Here is a 21,280-nt window from a genome sequence, read left to right on the forward strand (position 1 = left end):
GTTGTTTTCTTGTTGCCGGAGCGGTAAGCCGGTGTTCCCGTTACGGAGACACCCATGCCGGTCAGCAAGCCCGTCCTCAATCTCCACGAAGCCTATCGCGACGATATCGCCGACCTGGTGACGCGCCGGCCGATCCCGTCGCGCGCGCTCGACCATATCGGCGCGTTTCTGTTCCTCAACCACCATGGCCCGCAGGTCTATCCGCCCAACAATCGCGGCCTGCCCTTCGGTCCGCACCCGCATCGCGGCTTCGAGACCGTGACCTTCATGCTGGAAGGCCCCCTGGCGCACAAGGACAGCGCCGGCCATGAAAGCATCATCACCAAGGGCGGCGTGCAGTGGATGACCGCCGGCAGCGGGCTGACCCACGCCGAGATTTCGCCCGACGATTTCAAGCGCACGGGCGGACCGCTGGAAATTCTCCAGCTATGGGTCAACCTGCCGGCCCGGCTGAAGATGACCGCGCCCGGCTATACCGGCGTACAAAAGGACCAGATCCCCGCCATCGTGTCCGACGAAGGCCGCGTGACCCTGAACCTGATCGCGGGCGAGTGGCAGGGCACGACCGGGCCGATCCCGTCGTTGACCGGGATGTTCATGACGACGCTGGAACTGCCAACCGGCGGCCGCATCGCGTTCGAGGGTTTGGGTGATCGCGACGTCTTTTGCTACGTCGTCCGCGGCGATGTCGCGATCAACGGCACAGATGTGCGCAAATGGCATCTAGTCGAATTCGGCGATGGCGATCAGGTCGATATCGAAGCCGTCAGCGACGCCATCCTGCTGTTCGGTCACGCCGAAATCCTGCGCGAGCCCGTCGTGGCGCACGGCCCGTTCGTCATGAACACGGTCGCGGAAATCCACCAGGCCTATGCCGACTATCAGTCGGGGAAGTTCCGTTAGTCGGAAACCATATCATTCGCCAGCGGCTCACCGCGCGTCAGGTCGCGGCTGGCGGTGCGGCCGAGCACATCCCATAGCCGGACCGGCGGCAGGCCAAGGCCGGGACGGATCGAGCGGACATTTTCCTTGGTCAGACGTTCGCCCTTTTTGACGTCTTTGACGACGTAGAGCGAACGGCGGAAGGTCTTTGACGTACGTTCAGACCCCAGCGTATCGTAATGCACGTGGCCGAGTGCCTTCCACGCGTCCTTGCAGTCGCGGACCAGCGCAGCGAACTCCGCCGGTTCAAGCGAAAAGCCGGAGTCGGGACCTCCGTCGGCGCGCGCCAGGGTAAAATGCTTTTCGATCACACACCCGCCCAGTGCGATCGACGCCACCGACGCCCCGGCGCCGAAGGTGTGGTCCGACAGGCCGGACGGGCATTGAAAGCGTTCGCCCAGGTCCGGCACGGTGCGGACATTGGCGTCCTCGATGGCGGCGGGATACTGGCTGACACAATGGAGCAGGACGAATTCGCCCGTGCCGTACTGGCGGGCGGTGCGCACGGCGGCTTCGATCTCGTCGGCATTGGCCATGCCGGTCGACATGATCAGCGGCTTGCCCTTGGAGGCGGCATAGGCGACCAGCGGCAGGTCGATCAGCTCGAACGATGCGATCTTGAAGGCCGGCGCGCCGAGGTCGTTCAGCAGATCGACCGCGGTGTCGTCGAAGGGCGACGAAAACATGGTGACGCCGCGCTGTTTGGCGCGCTCGAACAGGGGCGCGTGCCAGTCCCACGGCGTATGGGCTTCGTCATAGAGGTCGTAGAGCGAATAGCCGTCCCACAGCCCGCCCTTGAGCTGAAACTCCGGGCGGTCGGACTTCATCGTTATGGTGTCGGCCGTATAGGTCTGCAGCTTGATGGCGTCGCAGCCGGTATCGGCGGCGGCGTCGACCAGGGCCAGGGCGCGGTCGAGGCTGCCATTATGGTTGCCCGACAGCTCGCAGATAATATACGGCTCGTGCGCGGCACCGATCTTGCGGCCGGCGATCGAGATTTCATACGGCTTGGACATCGAGCACCTCGCTGAGCGCGGCCACGACGCGCGCCGGATCGCCGTCGTCCATATCGGCATAGAGCGGCAGCGACAGGGTCGTGCGGTAATATTGGTCGGCCCCCGGCAGGTCGCGCTGCGAAAGCGCGCGCGTCTGCCAGTAAGGCTGGCGGTGGACCGGAATGTAATGGACCTGGCTGCCGATTCCGCGATCGCGCAAGCCCTGCATGACGGCGGTGCGCGTTGTGCCGAGCGCCTCGAAATCGATCGACACGGCGAACAGGTGGAAGGTCGGCTTTTGCCCTTCCGACGGCGCCCAGCGCGCCGGCAGGTTGGTGGCGGACAGCGCCTCGTGATAGCGCTCGACCAGAGTAGCACGGCGCGCCATGAACTGCGGCAGGCGTTTCAGCTGCGCGCTACCCAGCGCACAGTTGAGGTCAGGCAGACGATAATTGAACCCCAAGGCCTGCATTTCGTAGACCCAGGGGCCATTATTGGCGTCGCCGTCATAGCCCAGGCCTTCGAAATGACCGGGATCGCGCTCGATGCCATGGCTGCGCAGCAGGCGCAGGCGGCGGGCAAGCTCAGGATCATTCGTCGTCACCGCCCCACCCTCGCCCGTCGTCAGGGTCTTGACCGGGTGGAAGGAGAAGACCGCCATGTCCGCGGCGTCGCAGGCGCCGATCGCGCCTTGCGGGCCGGTCGTGCCGATGGCGTGGCAGGCGTCTTCGATCAGGAAGGCGCCTCGGTCGCGGCAAACGGCCGAGATATGCGCCAGATCGACGGCGCGGCCGGCATAATGGACGGGAATGGCGCCGGCAAAGCGATGGTCCGGGCCGATGGCGGAAAGCGCCTCATCGAAGGCGTCGTCGGTAATCAGGCCGGTATCGGGATCGACGTCGGCGAACACCACCTGAGCGCCGCAATAGGCGATGCAGTTGGCTGACGCCGCAAAGGTGATAGACGGCACGATGACGGCGTCGTCCGGTTTCAGGTCTTGCGTCAGGGCGGCGATATGCAGGGCCGCCGTACCGTTGGCGACAACAACGGCGTGCTTGGCGCCCACGGCTGCGGCCAGGTCGCGCTCGAAGCGATCGACCGCAGGGCCCGTCGTCAGATAGTCGGAACGCAGGGTTTCGACCACCGCATCTATGTCGGATTGATCGATCGACTGGCGGCCATAGGGAAGAAAACCCGCCATGACTTAATCCAGATAGGCCTTCATCATGCCGAGGATACCCGCTGCGTCGAGCTGTTCGGGATTGTTATCGCTGGCGTAGGAGAAGCCCTCAGGGACCTTCTTCGATCCACGCACCTTGGCGAACGACTTGCGCGTATATTCGACGAATTCCGGCTCGATGACGTATCGGTCGTCAAGCTCGTAGGTCGAGCGCGAATCGTCGGCCGAGATCATCATCTCGTGCAGCTTTTCACCCGGGCGGATACCCACCACGGTCTGCTTGACCTTGGGCGCCATGGCGATCGCCAGGTCGGTGACGAGCGTCGCCGGGATCTTGGGCACGAAGATTTCGCCGCCCTGGGTCAGCTCCATGCACGACAGCACGAAGGCCACGCCCTGATCCAGCGAGATCCAGAAGCGCGTCATGCGCGGATCGGTGATCGGCAATTCCTTGGCGCCCTGCGCCAGCAGGCGCTTGAAGAAGGGCACGACCGAGCCGCGCGACCCCACGACATTGCCGTAGCGCACGACGCAGAAACGCGTGCCGATGTCGCCCGACAGGTTGTTGGCGGCGACGAAGATCTTGTCCGAGGCCAGCTTAGTAGCGCCGTAGAGGTTGATCGGCGAGCATGCCTTGTCGGTCGACAGCGCAACGACGCGCTGGACACGGTTCGACAGGCAGGCCGCCACGACGTTTTCGGCGCCATTGATATTGGTGGCGATGCATTCCGACGGATTGTATTCGGCGGCCGGCACCTGTTTGAGGGCTGCGGCATGGACGACGATATCGACGCCGCGGAAGGCCAGCAGCAGGCGGTTGCGGTCGCGGACGTCGCCCAGGAAGAAGCGCATCTTCGCCATCTTGTCGGCGGCGAACATCTCTTCCAGTTCGTTCTTCATCTCGTACTGCTTGAGCTCGTCGCGCGACAGGATGATGACCTTCTTCGGCTCGAAGTCGCGGAGCAGGCTTTGCACCAGGCGGCGCCCGAAGCTGCCGGTCCCGCCGGTGATCAGCACGGTCTTGCCTTTCACCGGGTCCATCTGCGGAGCGAAGTCGCGATACGGCGGAGTACTCATTGGCGGTCCTGAACGGTTTGCGGGCTTTGGCCCGGCTCGCCGCATAATGGAACAACGCCCCCAAAATTAGGTTAACGCTACTCTGCTGCGTGTTGCGCGCGAGGACGCCGGAATACATCGCGCAGAGCCTGCGGGATCAGCGTCCACGGCTCGACGAAGTAACGCTCGAACAGGCGTTTGGGTTCATGGACGAAGCGCACCAGCCATTCCAGGCCAAGGCGCCCGGTCCAGCGCGGCGGCGTATAGGCGACGCCGGCTTCATAGTCGAACGCCGCGCCTACGGGCAGGATAACGCAGTCGGGCAAGCGCTCGTAATTCTTCAGAATCCAATGCTCCTGGCGCGGCATGCCCATGCCGACCAGCAGCACATCAGGACGCTTATCAGCGATGTCGGCCAGGATCAGCTCATTGCCCGAGCCATTGATATCGAAATAGCCGTCGCGGACATCGAGGTGGACGCGCGGGTAGCGCTTCTGGATGGCGGCGCGCGACGCCTCGTTATGATCGGCGACACCGCCGATATGGTAGACCCGCCAGCCCCTGCTTTCGGCCAGTGCCCAGAAATCTTCGCGGAAATCGAGATAGGTGCAGCGGTGCTCTCGCGACAGGTCGAAGCCCAGCAGCCGGCCCCACGCGATCATCGGCATGGAATCGATCTCTATCAGGTCGGCGCGATCGTAGAAGGCGCGCATCTCGGCCGATTTCTGAAAGAGATAGAGGCTGTGCAGATTATGGTTGGCGACGATCGCCCGGCGGCCGCCGGCGATGCGCTGGCCGATGAAATCCATGACATAGGCCGGCGTGATGACGTCGACCTGTGCACCAAGAAGCGAAAGGCGGGCTGGAATATCCATGCCCGCCAGACTACGCAATTGTGTTTTAGATAGACTGAAAGCTTAGGGTAAACAGGCGTTTACCCTCTTTCAGAGCTTAATCCGTCATTGGACGGAGTGTGATTTCCACGCGGCGGTTCTTGGCGCGGCCCTCAGGCGTAGCGTTCGACGCGATCGGCTGGCGCTCACCCATGCCGGCGATGTAGATGCGCTCGGACTTGACCTTGTGGTTGGCCAGGTAGGCCGCCGTGGCGTTGGCGCGGCGTTCCGACAGGTCGAGATTATAGGCATCCGTACCCTGGCTGTCCGCGTGGCCAACCACGTCGATATAGGTCGCCGGGTATTGGGCCAGAATTTGCGCCACTTCGTCGAGCACCGGGAAGAAGCGCTGGTCGATATCGGCCGAGCCCGTACGGAAGGTCACGTCGCTGGGCATGTTGAGCACGATGTTCTCGCCCGAGCGCGTCACCGACACGCCGCTGCCGGCCAGCTGACGGCGCAGGTCGGCCTGTTGCTTGTCCATGTAGGCGCCGACACCGGCGCCGGCCAGGGCGCCGATACCCGCGCCGATCATGGCGTTCTTGCGGGCCTGGTCGCCCTTCTTGTTCGACACGGCGCCGGCGACCGCACCGATGCCTGCGCCGATCAGGGCGCCCGTCTTGGTATTGGAATGGGTGCGCAGGCCGTTCGATTCGTCGACCGTGGTACAACCCGCCAGAAGAAATGCCGATGCCGTGGCCACCAGAATGATTTTACGCATATTTGTCCTCTCACCTTCGGACGCGTGGACCGCTTCTACGGCGCGCGTCCCATAATTTCAGCCCCAGGGCATTATAAAAAGTCAGTGCGATTCCATCGCACGGCGATACGGCCCGAACCTGATTTCGAGCCTAAAGTCTTGATTATGAACGCAACATGAAAGGGGTTTAGCCGTCGTTATGATGGCAGCGCCAGACCGTTTCACTTTCGGGCGCGCCCGTCAGGTACGACTGCGACAACGACCGCACCTTGGCAAGGTTGTCGTTCAGCGCAGCCGTGGCCGCGGCATCGTCGTGCGCCGAGCAGCGTAAAGAGCCCAGGGCTTCGTACTGGTCCAGGTAGGCCTTGTAGCGGGCGGCGTCGAGGCGGTACGAGGCGCGCTTGAAGGTTGCACCGTCGGCCGACAATTCCAGGCGCGCCGCGACCGGCTGATCCTTGTTGACCGTAAAACGAACCAGCGCACCATTAGCCTGATGTTCGTACTGCGTCCGTCCGTTGATGCAGGCGTGGTCGGCGTCGAAGTCGAATTCGATCGGCGGCGCAGCCTGGGCCGGATTGACCGAAGCCGCCTTGTCGACCTCACACATCATATGAACCTTGGCCATGCTGGCGACCGGCGCCGGCGCCTTCGGTGCGGTCAGGCGCACGTCGATATCGTGGTATTTCAGCAGGATAACGACGACGACCACGACGGTGACCAGGCCCAGCAGGATCCAGCCCCAGGGGATCGGATGCTTCGGACCGGTGCGCGGCGCTTTTTCGGCCTTGACCTTGGCCGGCTTGGCGGCGGGCCTGGCCTTTTGCGGCGGCTCGGCCGAAAAGGCGGTCGGCGCGCTTTCCTTGACGTGGATTTCGTGGCGGTGGCGGATTTCGCGGCGGACGATCAGGCCGATCAGCACCAGGACCAGGGCCGACAGGAGCACCATGGCCGCCAGTTGCCAGCGCTCCAGCGCCACGCGGTCGGCTTCGGCCTTCTTCTGCTCGTCAAGGCGTGACGCCTGGGCCTGGGCCGCGGCATTGAGCGCCTTGGTCAGGGCGTCGTCCTTGGTGATTTCGTCTTCGGTCTTGGCGTAGCACGGCGTCGACACCACGGTGGGGGGGATGCCGGCCGAGGCCAGGAAGGTGTTGAGCGCCGAGACATGCGTGGCGACGAACTGGCCGGCCGAGATATCGACATCGCCGCCGGCCGATACGGTCGACGGGGCCGTCCAGGTGTTGACGCCCACGACCTGGCCGCATTCGTTGAGCAGCGGGCCACCGGAATTGCCGTGGTTGATCGGCGCGGTATGGAAGACGGTATCGACCTTGGAGCCGTCGGGGTTCGAGCCGGCGAACAGCGCGATCGAGCCCTGGGTCACATAGGCGTCGGCCGGTTCGAGCAGCGCGGTGCCGGAGCGGTTCAGCAGGTGGTCGGTGACGTCGGGATAGCCCATAGAAACGACGCGTTCGTTCTTGTACGGGCTGAGGAAGAGCTTGAGCGGCGCGATCTTGAGGTTGTCGGCGTGCAGCAGCGCCATGTCGCCTTCGGTCCACGACTTGAGCAACTGGACGTGCTGGTAACCGGCGCCGGAATCCTTGTGCGGGACGATATAGACGTCCGCCGACGCCGCTTCCGGCGGCACCTGGACGACATGGTAGTTGGTGACGATGGTATTGGGCGCCACGACGAAGCCGGACCCCATGCCGACCGTGTCGAGGGGCACGCCGCCGAAACCGCGATAGACGACCAGGACGCGGACGACCGATTGTTCGGCTGTCTTGAGGGCCTTGGTGGAGTTGACGGGTTGCAGGTCGGGATCGACCATCTGGCTCAGCGACTGATTCGCATCGCCTTCGGCTGCGCGCACATGGTGGGGCAGCGTTGCCAGCGCCACGAGGCCCAGGCAGACGACCGCGGCGGCAGCGAAAAACCGCGCATGTTTAAGGAGTTGCAGACCCTCGCCCGCCTTAGACGCCACTGTGCAGAAATCCCATTTTAAGCCCCGGCCCACCACCTGGCCGTTCACGCTTTGGACGCGCGCGTGTTTCAGAAGGGTTAATAGCGAAGTTTTGACCGAAAATCATCCCCCGGCTGAAGCTTTCGGATCACTGTGGTAATTTGGCGCGGGACCACCGGAGCGATGTGCGAAAGTGTCAGCGGTTTTTCGCGCCAACATCGCGAAACAACGGTCGGCGCAGCCACAAACAAAAACTCCACCGGACTTGATCGTACGGAGGAGCAGGGTTAAGCCGTGGTTTCGTTTGTATCGAAGGTCCCGCACATGCCCGAATCCGCCATTCCGCCCGTTCCTTTGACGCTTTACGACCAGGATTTCGGCGCCTTTTCGCAAGCGCTGGGCGGGTCGTTCCAGCGCTACGGTTTCGCGGTTCTGGGCGGGCACGGCATCGACCCCGTGCTGATGGAGCGCGCCCTGAATGCGACAAAGGCCTTCTTCGCCTTGCCGGAGGACGTCAAGCGCAGCTACCACATCAAGGGCGGCGGCGGGGCGCGCGGCTATACGCCGTTCGGTGTCGAGACGGCCAAGGGCTATACCCACCACGACCTGAAGGAATTCTGGCACACCGGCCGTTACCTGCCGCCGGAGCACCCGTATCGCCACTATATGCGCGACAATATCTGGCCGGCCGAAGTGGCGGATTTCCATGATAGCGTGGCGGGCCTGTATTCGGCGCTGGACGCCCTGGGCCAGAAGGTGTTGCGGGCGATCGCGCTGTATACAGGGCTGGATGCGGACTTCTTTGCCGATAAGGTCCAACTGGGCAATTCGGTGCTGCGTCTTCTGCATTACCCACCGGTGACGACGCCGGGCGAGTCGGTCCGCGCAGGCGCGCACGGCGACATCAACGTTATCACGCTGCTTTTGGGCGCCGAGGAACCGGGTTTGCAGTTGCTGGATCGCGACGGCCGCTGGTTGCCGATCACGCCGCCGGAAGACTGCATCGTCATCAATGTCGGCGACATGCTGTCGCGCCTGACCAACGGTTTCCTGCCGTCGACACAGCACCGCGTGGTCAATCCGGCCGAGGCGCGCAAGGATTTCTCGCGCTATTCGACGCCGTTTTTCCTGCACTTCAATCCGGACTACGTCATCAAGACCCTGCCGAACTGCATTTCGGACGAGCGCCCGAACCAGTTCCCGGAACCGATCATGGCGGAGGACTTCCTGCAGGAGCGGTTGAAGGAGATCAAGCTGGCCTAGCGAATGGGGCGTGGGGTCCGTGACCCCACAAACCTTTTCTTATTCAATAAAAAAGGCCTGCCCTGAAAGGGACAGGCCTTTTTTATTGAATAAGGAAGACTTGGGGCCACAGGCCCCAAACCCCGTTTGTCAGACCGAGCTAGATCGCGCTCTCCCACCCGCACGTCTGCCCCTTGTTCTCCTCCTCCAGCCACGCATTCAGCGGCGCGAAATAATCGCTGATCGCCGTCGCATCCATCTCGCGCTGACCGGTGAAAGTCTCCAGGGCATCCGGCCAGGGCTTGGACTGCCCCATGGCCAGCATGGCGTTCAGCCGCTCGCCCACCGCCTTCTCGTTATAGATCGAGCAGCGATGCAGCGGACCCTTCCAGCCCATCTGCTGGCAGGCCGCGCGCTGGAACTGGAACTGCAGGATCTCGGCCAGGAAATAGCGCGTATAGGGCACCGAGGCCGCCACGTGATACTTGGCGCCCGGATCGAAAGCCGAAGCCGGACGTTCGCCCGGCGGCACCATGCCCTGGTACTGATTCACCAGCTCCCACCAACGGCGATTATATTCCGCCTTGGTGATCTTGCCCGAAAACACTTCCCAGCGCCAACGGTCGACCTCGACCCCGAACGGCAGGAAGGCGATCTTCTGCAAAGCCATCTTCAGCAGGTACGGGATGTCCTCCCGCGAATCCGGAACCTTGTCCAGCAAGCCGATCTGGTTGAGATAGGTCGGCGTCACCGACGACAAGCCGATGAAATCGCCGATCGCCTCGTGGAAGCCGTCATTGGCGCCGTTCTTGAACAGGTACGGCTGATCGGCATAGGCGCGCTGGTAGAAATTATGCCCCAGCTCATGGTGGACCGTATAGAAGTCCTCGCCATTGATCTGGAGACACGCCTTCACCCGCACATCGGACAGGTTGTCGACGTCCCAGGCCGAGGCGTGACACACCACCTCGCGATCCTTCGGCCGGGCGATCAGGGACCGGTCCCAGAAGGTCGCGGGCAGGGGCGCAAAGCCCAGCGAGGTATAGAAGCCCTCACCTGTCTTGACCATCTTGACCGGGTCGTACTTCTTCGCCGTCAGCAGCTTGTCGAGGCTGTACGACGAACGAATATTTTTCGGCGCCACCACGTCGTAGATGTTCGACCAGTCCTGGGCCCACATATTGCCCAGCAGGTCGGCGCGGATAGGCCCGAACTTCGGCTGGACGGCATCGCCGTATTTTTCATTGAGCTTGCGCCGCACATAGCAGTGCAGGTTCTTGTAAAACGGCGCGACCTGGCCCCAAAGCTTGTCGGTCTCGGCGGCAAAGGCGTCCGGGTCCATGTCGTATCCCGACCGCCACAAGGCGCCCGTGTCCTTGTAGCCCAGCCCCTGCGCGCCGGCGTTCGACAGCTGGGCCAGCTTTTCGTAGTCGTCCTTCATCGGCGCCGACGTCGTGCGCCAGCCTTCCCACATGGCGCGCAAGGTCACCGGATCGCGCGAAGACGCCAAAACGTTCGACGCATCATCGAGGTTGTAGGTCTTGCCCTTGTACTGGAACTTGCCCGTCGAATAGGTCGAATCCAGCCGCGTCGACACCGCCGCCAGATCCTCTGCGGCACCGGGTTTGTCCTCGGCCGGCAGGACCTGCGACAGGCGCAGCAGGTTCAGCTTGCGCCGCGTCACCGGGTCGACATCGATATCGTTGAATTTCGCCGCGCCGACCGCCAGCTTGACGGTGGCCGCATTCAGCGCCGCGTCGGCCTTGGTCTGCAGCCACTCGGTATCGTAATTGATGAAGGTCGAGCGCACCCACTGCACGCGATTGTCGTATTCCGACAGCTCGGCCAGGGTCTTTTCGGCGCTGTCGACATAGGCCCTGGCGTCCTCCGCGGTCGGCCCGGCGGGCGGCGGAGGCGGCGCGGGCTGGGCCGGCGGAGGCGTATTGTCCGCGACCGGCGGCGGCGTCACGGTCGCCGAGGTGCTGGCGCAACCGCCCAAAAGCGCAGCACACGCCGCCGACATGATCCAGAGACGCTTCATGACCAACCCTCCCAGATGGTTAGGACTGGCAGGGAATGCTATTTGGTTTCAGGCGTCAAGGGTTTCAGTCAACGGCGCATTCATCATAGCCCTCGCGGTCGACGACACCGGCGCGGGCCTGAATGCTGCCGGACCGCTTGCTGACATAGCGGCCGGAATGGGTCGCCTTCCATTTCAACGGGCTGGGCAAAATGGCCGCAAGCTTTGCGGCCTCGGCCGGCGAAAGCGTCGCGGCGGAATGGCCGAACCAGTGCTGCGAGGCAGACTCGGCGCCATAGATGCCCGGGCCCCATTCGACGCTGTTGAGATAGACCGTCATGATCCGGTCCTTGGGCCACATGTGCTCGATCAGGAAGGTGTACCAGACCTCGAGCCCCTTGCGCACCCACGACCGGTCCGGCCACAGGAAGACGTTCTTGGCGGTCTGCTGCGAGATCGTCGAGGCGCCGCGCTTCTTCTTGTGCGTGGCGTTGTACTTTTCGGCCTTCTTGATCGCGTCCATGTCGAAGCCCTGGTGGGAACAGAACTTGGCGTCCTCGGACGCGATCACCGCGGCCTTGAGATTGTCGCTGATCCGGTCAGCGCCGACCCAGCGGTGATCGATGCCGTTGCCCTGGAAGGCGCGCTCGACCATCAGTATGGTGATCGGCACGGGCACGAAGCGGTGCACCGCGACCGACAGGATCGAAAAGACGAAGAACCCGCCGACGACGATGCCCAGCCAGGTAAACGGCCGGAAGCGCTTTTTCGGACGAACGACGGGAACAGGCGCCGGTAAAGGATCGGGCACCGGCGCTTCGACGACAGCCGGCTTCATATCGTACAGGGTCCCGGCCTCGAGGCCGTTGGCATTGTCGAACGCGTCATCACTGTTACTCATTACACGCCCCCCGGCGCAGCTCTCAAGTTTCGTCGTCGTCTATTCCGTCGAATATATAGACGAAACCGTCCTCATCGCCAAACATGACGCGCGTCGACGCCGACGAGACCGCCAGCGCCGTGATGGGCGCGCCCTTTTCCTGTTTCAGCCACGCGACGTGTGTCGATTGCAACTCGGCCAGCCAGACGCGGCCGTCCTCGGTGCCGGCAGCCAGCAACGGGTCTTCCGCCGCGCCCGCCACCACCGACACGACGGTCGATTCCTCGTGATTGATCTCGGACGCTTCCTCGCCCATCGGCCCCGTGGGCTTCAGGAACGGCCACACAACCGCGCCGCCGGCGCCCGAAGTCGCCAGAAGCTTGCCTTTGGCGAAGAACTGCAGCGACTTGATCTTGGCGGGGTAGCCGCCCATGCGCATGTCCTTGCTGTCCTTGGTCCGCCAGCCGTGCAGGGCGTTTTCCTGCATCGCCGTGATGACGTAGTCGCCCGACGGCGCGACCGCGATCCCGGTGTGCGATCCCGCCCAGTACAGCTTGTTGGGCTTCTGCTGCGCGATGCGCGTGAACCAGACGACGACGCCGTTATAGGTGGCGCAGTAAAGCTTTCGGCCATCCGGCGAAAAGGCCAGGTCCGACACCGAATGGTCGTGGGCGAAGATGTTTTCGGTCTTCTTCAGAAGGTCGCGGACATAGACCTTTTTGGCGGCGGCATAGGCGATCACCTGGCTGTCGCCGGCGACCGCGATCGCGTCGATCCACGCGCCCTTGTGGGCAGCCAGCTCGATCGGACCGGCCTCCTTGCTGGTCCACACGACCCGGCCGTCGTCGCCCCCAGTGATGATGCCGAGCCCTGTAGGGTGGATCACCGCCGACAGGATGCCGGCATTGGGGTGGGCGTCGTAGGTCTTGCCGCCGTCCGGAAAGGTCACGCGGCCATCACCAAGCGCGATGACAGGATCGTCCAGCGCATCGAACAGGGCCGCGACGACGTAGGATTCGAAGGATTGGGAATAGGTTATGGACATGGGTGGGGCTTTAAACAAAGTCAGGGGATTTGACCATATCCCTCCTCCCCATAGCTAGATGGGGAGGTGTCAGCGAAACTGACGGAGGGGGCGAAGCTAAAGAAAGAAGACCCCTCCACCGCTTCGCGGTCCCCCTCCCCACGCTTCGCGTAGGGAGGAGAAACTTTTACGCCGCAATTGTCGCTTCGAAACCGGCCTTGAGCATCGCGTGATCGAGGTGGCGACCGATGAAAACGGCGCGCGACACGCGCTCTTCACCCTCGCGCCACGGATGCTGGAGCTCGCCCTCGAGGATCATGTGCACGGCCTGGAAGACCAGGCGCTTTTCCTCGCCCTTGACGCTGAGGATGCCCTTGGCGCGCAGGATGTCCTGGCCTTTTTCCGCCAGCAGCTTGTCGAGCCACTGCGTGAACTTCACGCCATCGAGCGGCTGGGTCGTCGAGAGGGAAACGCTCTTGATCTCTTCGTCGTGGATCGGGTTGATCTGGTGGCTGCAATGCTCGTCATGGACGTGGCCGGCTTCGCCGTGCGCCGGATTGTGATGGTGGTGGTCATGGCCATGGTGATCATGATCATGATGATGATGATGATGGTCATGCCCGTGGTCGTGGTGATGATGGTCGTGCCCATGATCATGATCGTGGTCATGATGATCGTGGTCGCCGGCGTTCGACACCGAGTCCATCTTCATCAGATCGAAACGGTGCTGGTTGAGCAGCGACTTGATCGGCACGTCCGAACGCTGGGCGCGCTGGATGGTCGCCAGCGGGTTCAGGCCCTTGAGGCGGCCTTCGATCTCGTCGAGCTTTTCCGGCGACACCAGGTCGGTCTTGTTGAGGATGATATGGTCGGCGAAGGCGATCTGTTCCTTGGCTTCGCGGCCGTCCTTGAGCGCCTGTTCGAAATGGCGGGCGTCGACCAGGGCGGTGACCGAGTCGAGATAGGTCTTGGCCTTGATGTCCTCGTCGACGAAGAAGGTCTGCGCCACCGGGCCGGGATCGGCCAGGCCGGTCGTTTCGACGATGATGGCGTCGAACTTGCCCTTGCGCTTCATCAGGCCCGACAGGATGCGGATCAGGTCGCCGCGCACCGTGCAGCAGACGCAGCCGTTGTTCATCTCGAACACTTCTTCGTCGGCGCCGACGATCAGGTCGTTGTCGATGCCGATTTCGCCGAATTCGTTGACGATGACCGCGTACTTCTGGCCGTGGTTTTCCGACAGGATGCGGTTGAGCAGCGTCGTCTTGCCGGCGCCGAGATAGCCGGTAAGAACGGTAACGGGCGTCTTCTGGCTGACATTAGCGGTATCGGGCATGACGGACCTTTCACAGTGTTATTCTGTATCTTGCCGTCTAAGTATGCCTTTGCGCTGCGAAATCAAGCGGAAGTGAGCACGATACGCCGATCGACGGATTTGACGGCGGCCATCCCTGCCTCTACACGGACGGACCGCGTTGCCGTTTGAGAGTGAAATGCGCGATTTCTCCGCCGAGCTTGAGCAGTTGAAAGCCAAGGGCCGTTACCGGTCCCTGCGCCTGCCGGGCGGCATCGACCTGTCTTCGAACGACTATCTCGGCCTGTCGGGCCATCCCGAGCTTCGCCAGGCCGCGATCGAGGCGCTTGAAAACGGCATCGAGATCGGCGCCACGGGATCGCGCCTCCTGCGGGGTCACCGCGACGCCCACGCCGAACTGGAAGCCTTTGCCGCCCGGCATTTCGGCGTGCCCAAGACGTTGTTCTTCGCCAACGGCTTTCAAGCCAATTACGCGCTGATCACCACGCTGATCGGCCGGCACGACATCGCCATCTTCGACGCGCTTTGCCACGCCAGCATGCGTGACGGGCTGCACGCCAGCCACTGTGACACGACCAAGGTACGGCACAACGACCTCGACGCCTTCGAAGCGGCATTGAAGAAACCCCGCCGGGCCGGCGCGCAGGCCTGGGTACTGGTCGAGTCGGTCTACAGCATGGACGGCGATGTCGCGCCGGTCAGTGATCTGCTGAAACTATGCGAGCAGTACGACGCCATCCTGGTCGTTGACGAAGCGCACGGCACAGGCGTGTTCGGCGCCACCGGCCGTGGCGTCACCGAAGGCCTGTCGCACGAACGGATGATAAGCCTGCATACCTGCGGCAAGGCGTTGGGCGTGGCGGGGGCGTTGGTGTGTGCCCGCGCCGATATCGTCGACTATCTGGTCAATGCCGCCCGGCCCTTTATCTTCTCGACCGCGCCCATGCCGTTGCAGGCCTTGCTGGTGCAGAAGGCATTACAAGTGTCGGCTGCCGAACCGTGGCGGCGCGACAGGCTGCGGACACTTCAGGCTTTTGTCGCGGCGCGTTTACAGGACCTGACAGTGCATAGCCCGATCGTTCCGATCCTGATCGGCGAGGATGCTCGGGCTGTCGCCATCGCCGAAGTGTTACAGGCCCAGGGCTTCGATATCCGCGCCATTCGCCCGCCGACAGTACCGGCCGGGACCGCGCGACTGCGGTTGTCGTTGAATGCGAATCTGACGGAAGACGACCTGTCGGCGTTTGCCAATGCCCTGTCGCCATTGCTGGAGCGGGATGAGCGCTAATGGATACGGTCACCCAGGAAGCAAGAAACCCCACCACCACATCTCGCTCGTTGGCTTACGCCAATCTCGCTCGTGCGGTCCCCCTCCCCATCGCTGCGCGACGGGGAGGTACAAGAGGTGCTTGTACCTCCCCGTTTTCGCAGAAAATGGGGAGGGGGACCGTCCCACGAAGCTTTAGCGTAGTGGGATGGTGGTGGGGTTTCTTGCTTTGGGAGCCTCAGCCATGAACCGCACCTTTATCGTCTCGGGCACCGATACCGGCATCGGCAAGACGGCCGCGGCGGCGATGCTGACCTTGGGCCTCAATGCGCACTATTGGAAGCCGATCCAGTCGGGCACCGAGGACGGCACCGATACCACCACAGTCAGAGCGCTGACCGGGTTGCCGGACGAACGCTTCCTGCCCGAAGCCTATGTGCTGACCGAGCCGCTGTCGCCGCACCGTTCGGCCGAGCTCGACGGTGTTGAAATAGATATCGAGCGGCTATGCGTGCCCCGGATCGACGGCGCGCTGATCGTCGAAGGCGCCGGTGGGCTGATGGTGCCGGTGACCCGGCAGCTTCTCCAGATCGATCTTTTCAAACACTGGAACGCGCCCGTCATCCTGTGTGCCCGCACCGGTCTCGGCACGATCAACCACACGCTGCTGTCGGTCGAAGCCCTGCGTGCGCGCGATATCCCGCTGCACGGCTTGCTGTTTATCGGCGGCGAAAATGCCGACAATATCCGCACCATCGCGGACCTGTCCGGCGCGCGGGTGCTCGGCCGCCTGCCCTGGCTTGATCAAGTGGACGCCACAGCGCTGAAAACCGCCTTTGCCGACCACTTCCGCCTGGAGGACTTCCTGTGAGCGCCATCTGGCACCCCTTCACCCAGCACGCCCTGATGCCGGAGCAGATCGCGGTCGAACGCACCGAAGGCGCCTACCTTTATACAAGGGACGGAAAACGCATCATCGACGCCATCTCGTCATGGTGGGTCAATGTCCACGGCCACAACCACCCGAAGATCGTCGCCGCTGTCAGGGAACAGCTGGGGCGGCTCGACCAGGTCATATTCGCCGGCTTCACGCACGAACCCGCCGAACAGCTGGCGGCCAAACTGATCGAAATCACCGCGCCCGAACTTACCCGGGTCTTCTTTTCCGACAGCGGATCGACCGCCGTCGAGGTCGCGCTGAAGATGGCGCTGGGCTATTTCACCCATCGCGGCAAGCCGCGCTCCGGTATCGCCACCTTCGAGCACGCCTATCATGGCGACACCGTCGGCACGATGTCGGTCGGCGGCAAGAGCGTGTTCAACGCGGCCTACGAACCCCTGCTGTTCGATGTCCACCGCCTGCCCTTTCCAGACAAGGGCGCGGAACATCTGACGATCGAGGCTTTTGAGACATTGGCCAAATCCGGTGATATCGCCGCCCTGATCGTCGAACCCCTGGTGCTGGGCGCCGGCGGCATGCTGATGTACGGCCCCGAGGTTCTGCGCGCGTTGCACACCGTCTGCCGCCGCCACGGCGTGCTGTTCATCGCCGACGAGGTCATGACCGGCTGGGGCCGCACGGGCACGCGCTTCGCCTGCGACCAGGCTGGCATCACACCCGACATCATCTGCCTGTCGAAGGGCCTGACCTCCGGGTCCCTGCCGCTGGCCGTCACGCTTTCGACCGAAGACATCTACCAGGCCTTCTATAGTCCGGACCGGGCGAAGACCTTTTTCCATTCGTCGTCCTTTACCGGCAACCCCCTGGCCTGCGCCGCCGCCAATGCGTCGCTGGCGCTCTGGGATGAAGAGCCGGTCATGGAACGCATCCAGCAGCTTCACGCCTGGCAGGCCGAGGCGTTGACGCACTTCGCCGCGCGGCCCGACGTGGAAAATGCCCGCCATACCGGCACCATCATGGCGTTCGATATCCGCGTCGACGACCCCGGCTACCTGTCGGGCATCGGGCCGAAACTTTATCGTTTCAGCCTTGAGCACGGTGTGCTGTTGCGTCCCCTGGGCCAAACCCTCTATATGCTGCCCCCCTATTGTCTGAGCCGGAATGACCTCGATGCCATTGTCGCAACCCTTGACCGCGCCCTTGATGCTGTCCGCGACGGAACGCTTGAATAGCGACCTGGAAGTGCCCTTCCGCGCCTTCCTGCGCACCGTCATCGCGCAGCCCGAAGACCACACGCGCTTCCTCAATCTTCTTTCGCTGCTGGAGCATATCGGCAGCCGCAAGATCATGCTGTCGCAGATGAAGGGCATTCTGACCCAGGACATCCTGAAGCACCTGGCCGAGGAGACGCGCCACGCCTTCTTCTTCAAGCGCGAGGCCGAGAAACTGGCCGGGCACAAGCTGGAAGGCTATTCCGACGCAGAGACTTTGGCCTGTGGCCCGGGCAAGCTCTATTTCGGCAGGCTCGACGCCGGGCTGACGCGGCCTCTCGGTGAGGTCCATGCCGAAACCGGATATCTGTGGGTGTCGCTGGTCGTCGAGCTGCGCGCCATCTGGGTCTATCGTCTTTATCAACAGGAACTGATCGCGGCGAACTATCCGCTGCCGCTCAAGGGCATCATCGCCGAGGAAGACAAGCACCTGATCGACATGATCGACCGCCTTGCCGAGATCGGTTTCGACACCGCAGCAGCCCTCGACAGCGCCCAGACCCTGGAAAAGACCCTGTTCGCGCGCCTGTTCATCGCGCTCGATGCCGGCGTCTCTCAGCCCGTGGCCGCGTGAGGAACAATAATTGACTGAAATGCCCGCTCGGGCGTTGACTCACTACCATATCCCTGTATAAGTCGCGCCCTCTCGCCCGGGGGCTGTTTGCTCCACGGGGCGGTATTTCCATTTCTCGCGCGGTCATCCGGAAGCTTGCTTCCCTAACGCCTGCGCCATCTGTGAGGCACTTGACCATGTACGCGGTCATCAAAACAGGCGGTAAGCAATACCGTGTCGCGGCTGGCGATCTGATCAAGGTCGAAAAGCTGGAAGGCGAAGCCGGCGCTGCCGTCACCTTCAACGAAGTCCTGATGCTGGGCGACGAAGCCGGTGCCGTGATCGGCGCCCCGCTGGTCGACGGCGCGACGGTTTCGGCGACGCTGATCGAAACCCGCAAGGGCGACAAGGTCCGCATCTTCAAGAAGATCCGCCGTCAGGGCTACCGCCGTACGCGCGGTCACCGCCAGCTGGAAAGCGTCCTGCGCGTCATCTCGATCGCCGGCGCCGGCAAGTCGGCCAAGTGGGACGGCACCGTCTCGCTGACGACGAAGGCCGAACTCGACGCCCGCGCCCGTAACCTGGCGCCGCGCGGCCTGGCCGCCGCCGTTGAAACCCCCGCCGTTTCGGCTCCGGTGGCTGAAGACGCCGCTCCGGCTCCGAAGAAGAAGGCCGCTCCGAAGAAGAAGGCTGCTGAAGCCACTTCGGACGAAGCGTAAGAACCCAGATTTAAGGAGTAACCTCCCATGGCACACAAAAAATCCGGCGGTTCGTCGCGCAACGGCCGCGACTCAGAAGCCAAACGCCTTGGCGTAAAGCGCTTCGGCGGTGAAAACGTCCTCGCGGGCAACATCCTCGTCCGTCAACGCGGCACGAAGTTCTGGCCGGGCACCAATGTCGGCCTCGGCCGCGACCACACGCTTTTCGCCACGGCGACAGGCCAGGTGAAGTTTACGACGAAGCGTGACAACCGCTGTTACGTGTCGATCCTTCCGGCAGCCGAAGCCGCCGAATAACGCGATCCAAGGTTTTTCGGATCGTGTCTGTACAAACAGCCGATCCGGACCCAAGATTTGAGCGGGAGTCCGGATTTTTCCGGGCTCCCGTTTTCGCATCTGGATCAAGGCCTTAGGCCAGATTTTACCAAATGTGATCCCGCTCAGCCTCACCCGGGTCTCGAACTGACACAGTTCGACCCTAAATACGCCCCATCCGGTGCATAACAACACTACGCCGGGTCAAAGGGCAGTCCTCGCAAGGGGACCAAGGAGATGAGCAATGATACCGCGCAACGACATCGACCGGCGCCCCGCCGGCGCCATGCCGCCAGAGCAGATCAGCATCGAAACCACCCGTCTGAGCCTGACGCCGCTCAAACCGGGGGATCTGGACGCCCTGATGGCCGTATTTTCCGACAAGAATTCGGCGCGCATGACGCACGCCATTCCGCACCCGCTGGCGCGCGAGGAGGCTGAAAAGCTGCTCGCCGACATGTGCGCGGCCAGGCTGACCTACTGGGCCGTCCGCATCGACGACGAGCAGATGGTCGGGCTGGTCTCGCTGACCCGGCAGTCGTGCGGCAAGGGTCCGGGCCTGCACAGCTTCGGCCCGAACCTCAGCGTCTTCATCGCCCCGGCCTTCCAGGGCAAGGGCTATGCGTTGGAGGCCGTCGAAGGCCTGCTGCGCTGGGTCAAGAAGCGCAAGCTGCATCGCGTCGTCCACGCGGCGCACTTCGCCGACAACGAAGCGTCGGGCGCTCTGCTCAACAATGCCGACTTCCTTTACACCGGCCGCCGGACGATGGAGACGTCGCTGGCGCGCGAGGGCGAGCACCTCGCCCTGCACATGATCCGTATTCTGTAATTCGGACCGTCAAATCTCAATCCGGGCCTTCCCGCGACTGTCGCGGGAAGGCTCTTTTGTTTCATCTGCTGACAAGATCATTGATCTTGCGCGCACTTTCCTCCAAGACAATCCGACTATGAAGTTTCTGGACCAGGCCAAGATCTATATCCGTTCGGGCAACGGCGGCGCGGGCAGCGTATCGTTCCGGCGCGAAAAATTCATTCCGAACGGCGGCCCCGACGGCGGCGACGGCGGCAAGGGCGGCGACGTCTGGGTCGAGGCCGTCGAAGGCCTCAACACGCTGATCGACTATCGCTATCAGCAGCACTTCAAGGCCCGCACCGGCGAGCACGGCAAGGGCCGGCAAATGCACGGCGCCAACGCCGAGGACGTCATCCTGCGCGTCCCCGTCGGCACCGAGGTGCTGGACGAGGACGAGGAGGACGTGATCGTCGATCTCGACACCGCCGGCAAGCGCTTCCTGCTGGCCAAGGGCGGCAATGGCGGCTGGGGCAATACGCGCTTCAAGGGCCCGGTCAACCAGGCGCCCACCTTCGCCCTGCCGGGCCAGGAAGGCGAAGAACGCTGGATCTGGCTGCGGCTTAAGCTGATCGCCGACGCCGGCCTGGTCGGCCTGCCCAATGCCGGCAAGTCGACCTTCCTGGCGGCATCTTCGGCCGCAAAGCCCAAGATCGCCGACTATCCGTTCACAACGCTGACGCCCAATCTCGGCGTCATCGACCTGGGCCCTGAGCAGCGCTTCGTCCTGGCCGACATTCCGGGCCTGATCGAAGGCGCGTCGGAAGGCCTGGGGCTCGGCACCAAGTTCCTCGGCCACGTCGAGCGCACCAAGGTGCTGATCCACCTGATCGACGGCACGCAGGAAAACCCGGTCGAGGCCTACAAGGTCATCCGCCATGAGCTGGAAGCCTATGGCCAGGAGCACGGCGTCGACCTGGCCGAGCGGCCGGAACTGGTCGCGATCAACAAGATCGACGCGCTGGATGCCGATACGCGCAAGAGCCTCAAACAAAAGATCAAACGCGCGTCCGGCCAGACGCCGCACATGATTTCGGGTGTGTCGGGCCAGGGTGTGCGCGAGCTTCTGTTCGCCGCCTTCGAGACCATTTCCGGCAAGTCGCCGCACGAGGAAGACGACACGCCGACCTCATCCGGCGGCTACAACCCCTGGGACAATGCCTAGTGGTCGACCGGGGGCCGTCCATGTCCGATCCGTCC

Annotated in this window: 20 protein-coding genes; 10 read left to right on the forward strand and 10 right to left on the reverse strand. The window is 63.2% G+C overall.

The window, feature by feature from the left end; genetic code table 11:
* Nucleotides 1-54 precede the first annotated feature (54 nt).
* A complete protein-coding gene (locus AB8717_RS18370) occupies nucleotides 55-903 on the forward strand; it encodes a pirin family protein (protein WP_443748767.1) in 849 nt (282 codons plus the stop codon).
* Here the strand turns inward: AB8717_RS18370 and pseI are convergent.
* The 6 genes from pseI to AB8717_RS18400 form a co-directional block, all read right to left on the reverse strand.
* A complete protein-coding gene (gene pseI / locus AB8717_RS18375; protein ID WP_443748768.1) occupies nucleotides 900-1,958 on the reverse strand; it encodes a pseudaminic acid synthase in 1,059 nt (352 codons plus the stop codon). The genes AB8717_RS18370 and pseI overlap by 4 nt on opposite strands.
* On the reverse strand, nucleotides 1,942-3,138 hold the full coding sequence (pseC, locus tag AB8717_RS18380) for a UDP-4-amino-4,6-dideoxy-N-acetyl-beta-L-altrosamine transaminase (RefSeq protein ID WP_443748769.1): 1,197 nt from the start codon (nucleotides 3,136-3,138) through the stop codon (nucleotides 1,942-1,944). The genes pseI and pseC overlap by 17 nt, the downstream gene beginning before the upstream one ends.
* A gap of 3 nt (nucleotides 3,139-3,141) precedes the next feature.
* Nucleotides 3,142-4,194: a UDP-N-acetylglucosamine 4,6-dehydratase (inverting) gene (gene pseB, locus AB8717_RS18385; protein WP_443748770.1), complete on the reverse strand. Its 1,053-nt coding sequence runs from the start codon at nucleotides 4,192-4,194 to the stop codon at nucleotides 3,142-3,144.
* A gap of 77 nt (nucleotides 4,195-4,271) precedes the next feature.
* On the reverse strand, nucleotides 4,272-5,048 hold the full coding sequence (locus AB8717_RS18390; RefSeq protein WP_443748771.1) for a WecB/TagA/CpsF family glycosyltransferase: 777 nt from the start codon (nucleotides 5,046-5,048) through the stop codon (nucleotides 4,272-4,274).
* Between the two features lie 76 nt (nucleotides 5,049-5,124).
* On the reverse strand, nucleotides 5,125-5,787 hold the full coding sequence (locus AB8717_RS18395) for an OmpA family protein (protein ID WP_443748772.1): 663 nt from the start codon (nucleotides 5,785-5,787) through the stop codon (nucleotides 5,125-5,127).
* A 166-nt stretch (nucleotides 5,788-5,953) separates the two neighbouring features.
* Nucleotides 5,954-7,744, reverse strand: a complete 1,791-nt coding sequence (locus AB8717_RS18400; RefSeq protein WP_443748773.1) for a S1 family peptidase — start codon at nucleotides 7,742-7,744, stop codon at nucleotides 5,954-5,956.
* A 303-nt stretch (nucleotides 7,745-8,047) separates the two neighbouring features.
* On the opposite strand from AB8717_RS18400, the gene AB8717_RS18405 reads away from it, so the two are divergent.
* Entirely contained in the window at nucleotides 8,048-8,986 is a 939-nt protein-coding gene (locus AB8717_RS18405) for an isopenicillin N synthase family dioxygenase (protein WP_443748774.1), read from the forward strand.
* Between the two features lie 139 nt (nucleotides 8,987-9,125).
* Here the strand turns inward: AB8717_RS18405 and AB8717_RS18410 are convergent, their stop codons facing one another.
* The 4 genes from AB8717_RS18410 to AB8717_RS18425 all read right to left on the reverse strand — a co-directional run bounded on the left by AB8717_RS18410 (nucleotide 9,126) and on the right by AB8717_RS18425 (nucleotide 14,225).
* A complete protein-coding gene (locus AB8717_RS18410; RefSeq protein WP_443748775.1) occupies nucleotides 9,126-11,006 on the reverse strand; it encodes a M2 family metallopeptidase in 1,881 nt (626 codons plus the stop codon).
* Between the two features lie 64 nt (nucleotides 11,007-11,070).
* Nucleotides 11,071-11,886 carry a monofunctional biosynthetic peptidoglycan transglycosylase gene (gene mtgA, locus AB8717_RS18415; RefSeq protein WP_443748776.1) on the reverse strand — a complete coding sequence of 272 codons (816 nt, stop codon included), beginning with the start codon at nucleotides 11,884-11,886 and terminating at the stop codon, nucleotides 11,071-11,073.
* A gap of 22 nt (nucleotides 11,887-11,908) precedes the next feature.
* Nucleotides 11,909-12,910, reverse strand: a complete 1,002-nt coding sequence (locus tag AB8717_RS18420; RefSeq protein WP_443748777.1) for a WD40 repeat domain-containing protein — start codon at nucleotides 12,908-12,910, stop codon at nucleotides 11,909-11,911.
* Nucleotides 12,911-13,076: 166 nt separating this feature from the next.
* On the reverse strand, nucleotides 13,077-14,225 hold the full coding sequence (locus AB8717_RS18425; protein WP_443748778.1) for a CobW family GTP-binding protein: 1,149 nt from the start codon (nucleotides 14,223-14,225) through the stop codon (nucleotides 13,077-13,079).
* A 157-nt stretch (nucleotides 14,226-14,382) separates the two neighbouring features.
* Here AB8717_RS18425 and AB8717_RS18430 point away from each other — a divergent pair, with 157 nt between their 5' ends.
* The 8 genes from AB8717_RS18430 (at nucleotide 14,383) to obgE (ending at nucleotide 21,245) form a co-directional block, all read left to right on the forward strand.
* Nucleotides 14,383-15,492 carry an aminotransferase class I/II-fold pyridoxal phosphate-dependent enzyme gene (locus AB8717_RS18430; RefSeq protein WP_443748779.1) on the forward strand — a complete coding sequence of 370 codons (1,110 nt, stop codon included), beginning with the start codon at nucleotides 14,383-14,385 and terminating at the stop codon, nucleotides 15,490-15,492.
* 223 nt (nucleotides 15,493-15,715) lie between these two features.
* Nucleotides 15,716-16,342, forward strand: coding sequence for a dethiobiotin synthase (bioD, locus tag AB8717_RS18435; RefSeq protein WP_443748780.1), 627 nt, complete (start codon nucleotides 15,716-15,718; stop codon nucleotides 16,340-16,342).
* A complete protein-coding gene (locus AB8717_RS18440) occupies nucleotides 16,339-17,604 on the forward strand; it encodes an adenosylmethionine--8-amino-7-oxononanoate transaminase (RefSeq protein WP_443748781.1) in 1,266 nt (421 codons plus the stop codon). The genes bioD and AB8717_RS18440 overlap by 4 nt, the downstream gene beginning before the upstream one ends.
* A complete protein-coding gene (locus AB8717_RS18445; protein WP_443748782.1) occupies nucleotides 17,597-18,217 on the forward strand; it encodes a hypothetical protein in 621 nt (206 codons plus the stop codon). The genes AB8717_RS18440 and AB8717_RS18445 overlap by 8 nt, the downstream gene beginning before the upstream one ends.
* A gap of 176 nt (nucleotides 18,218-18,393) precedes the next feature.
* The gene (rplU, locus tag AB8717_RS18450) at nucleotides 18,394-18,915 is read left to right on the forward strand and encodes a 50S ribosomal protein L21 (protein ID WP_443748783.1); all 522 of its coding nucleotides are present in this window, start codon (nucleotides 18,394-18,396) and stop codon (nucleotides 18,913-18,915) included.
* 27 nt (nucleotides 18,916-18,942) lie between these two features.
* Nucleotides 18,943-19,212: a 50S ribosomal protein L27 gene (gene rpmA, locus AB8717_RS18455; RefSeq protein WP_443748784.1), complete on the forward strand. Its 270-nt coding sequence runs from the start codon at nucleotides 18,943-18,945 to the stop codon at nucleotides 19,210-19,212.
* Between the two features lie 262 nt (nucleotides 19,213-19,474).
* Nucleotides 19,475-20,059: a GNAT family N-acetyltransferase gene (locus AB8717_RS18460; RefSeq protein WP_443748785.1), complete on the forward strand. Its 585-nt coding sequence runs from the start codon at nucleotides 19,475-19,477 to the stop codon at nucleotides 20,057-20,059.
* A 118-nt stretch (nucleotides 20,060-20,177) separates the two neighbouring features.
* Entirely contained in the window at nucleotides 20,178-21,245 is a 1,068-nt protein-coding gene (gene obgE, locus AB8717_RS18465) for a GTPase ObgE (protein WP_443748786.1), read from the forward strand.
* The last annotated feature ends 35 nt before the right edge of the window (nucleotides 21,246-21,280 follow it).

The organism is Asticcacaulis solisilvae, from assembly GCF_052327315.1.
Taxonomy (GTDB): Bacteria; Pseudomonadota; Alphaproteobacteria; order Caulobacterales; family Caulobacteraceae; genus Asticcacaulis; species Asticcacaulis solisilvae_B.